General features: G+C 76.5%; 1 protein-coding gene and 1 pseudogene. Both read right to left on the bottom strand.

The features are described 5' to 3' along the window. Positions 1-302, bottom strand: a pseudogene (locus tag HMPREF0731_RS21135) (4-(cytidine 5'-diphospho)-2-C-methyl-D-erythritol kinase); the annotation flags it as partial. Beyond that, on the bottom strand, positions 299-1892 hold a 1594-nt coding region (locus tag HMPREF0731_RS21140; RefSeq protein WP_007006280.1), incomplete at its 5' end, for a tetratricopeptide repeat protein. The gene HMPREF0731_RS21140 and the pseudogene HMPREF0731_RS21135, both read right to left, overlap by 4 nt.

Below are 1892 nucleotides of genomic sequence, written 5' to 3' on the forward strand. Positions count from 1 at the left end.
AGCAGCGCGCCCTGGGGCGGGCAGCCCGCCTCCACCGCCAGCAGCCGCGCGGCGCGCAGCACGAGGTTGTCGGGCTCGGCGGCCAGCGCCGCCGCCTCGGGGCCCGTCACCTCCAGCCGCAGCGCACCGCCCGGCTGCCAGGCCAGGCGGTCGCCGATGCCGGCGAAGCCCACCAGGCTGTCCAGCAGGTGGTAGCCATCGGCGCGGCGGCCCAGCACATGCAGGGTCAGGTTGACCTTGGCCGGCGCCGCCTCCTCCAGCCGCGCGGCCACCGGGGCCGCCACCGGGGCCGTGGCGCTCATGGGCGGGCGGGGCCGGGTGCGGACTCGGGCAGGCCGTCGCGCAGCTTGGCGGCGATCTTCGGCGCCTCGCCCGGCTCCGGCTCCAGCGTCAGGGCGCGGCGCCACTGGTATTGCGCCTCGATCCGCCGCCCGGCCGCCCAGTAGGCATCGCCCAGATGGTCGTTGATGACGCTGTTGCGCGATTCCAGCTCGGCCGCGCGCTCCAGCCAGCGGATGGCGCCGGGCAGGTCGCCCAGCTTGTAGAGCGCCCAGCCCAGGCTGTCGGCGATGTTGCCGTCCTGCGGCCGCAGTTCCACCGCGCGCTCCAGCATGCGCCGCGCCTCGGCCAGGTTGGTGCCGTGCTCGACCCAGCTGTAGCCCAGGTAGTTCAGCACATAGGGCTGCTCGGGCGAGAGCTGCAGCGCGCGCTGGAAATCCGCCTCGGCGCGCGGCCATTCGCCGGAGCGCTCCAGGGCGATGCCGCGCACATAGAACAGCGCCCAGGGCGCCGCCTCGGGCCGGCCGACGCGCGACAGCGCCTCGGTATAGGCCTCGACCGCCTCCGGAAAGCGCTCGCGCGAACGCAGCAGGTCGCCGAGCCGCGCCGGCGGCTGCACCGAGCTGGGATAGCGCTCGCCCAGGCGCCGCAGCACGGCGATCGCCTCCTCGGTGCGGTTCACCCGGTCGAGCAGCGTGGCGCGGCGCAGCGCGACGATGCCGGAGAGCGGGTCCTCTTCCGGCACGTTGCGCAGCAGGGCGAGCGCGCTCTCGGGGTGCTTCTCGTCGTTCAGCGAATCGGCGGCGACCAGCAGGGCGGGGGTGGAATCCGGGCGCAACCGCAGCGCCAGCCGCGCCAGCAGCAGGCTCAGCTCCGGCGCGCCCTGGCCGCGCAGCGCCCCGGCCAGCGCCAGCTCGGCCTCCGCCATGCCCTCGACGGGGGAGGCGACGGCGCGGTTCTGCAGCAGGCGGCGCCGCGCCTCGGGGGCGCCGATCAGCGAGTATTCGTCGCCCACCGAGGCCAGCGCCTCGATCAGCTGCGCCGCCTCGGCCGATTTGCCGGCGCGCTCCAGGATGCCGGCGATGGCCTGGATCATGCGCAGATTGGCCTCGGGCGATTCGGCGAGCGACTGGCGGGCCAGGCGCTCGGCCTCGGCCGGGCGGTTGGCCAGGTCGGCGATCAGCGCGGCGTGCAGCGAGGCCAGGCCGCGCAGCCGCCCGCCCTGGATCAGCGGCTGCAGCGTGGCCAGCGCGCCATCGGTGTCGCCGCGCCCGGCCTGGGCCCAGGCCAGCAGCAGGGGTTGCAGCAGGGCGGCGGCGCCGCTGCGCGGCAGGTTGCGCAGGCGGCGCTCGGCCTGCTCCCAGCGGCCGGCCATGGCGTCGCTGCCGGCCAGCAGCATCTGCGCCAGCTCGGATTGCGGCAGGCGGCGGGCCAGGCGCACCGCCTCGGGGCGGCCATCCAGCACGGTGGCGATGAAGGCGCGGTTCAGCACCTCGGGCTCGTCGGGCGCCAGGCGCAGCGCCTCCAGCAGCTGGTCGGCGGCGGCGGCGGTGTCGGTCTCGGCGGTGGCGAAGCGGCCGGCCAGATAGGCGCCCGCCGCGTTGGGCCGCGGC

This window comes from Pseudoroseomonas cervicalis ATCC 49957, assembly GCF_000164635.1.
In the GTDB taxonomy this organism is placed as follows: domain Bacteria; phylum Pseudomonadota; class Alphaproteobacteria; order Acetobacterales; family Acetobacteraceae; genus Pseudoroseomonas; species Pseudoroseomonas cervicalis.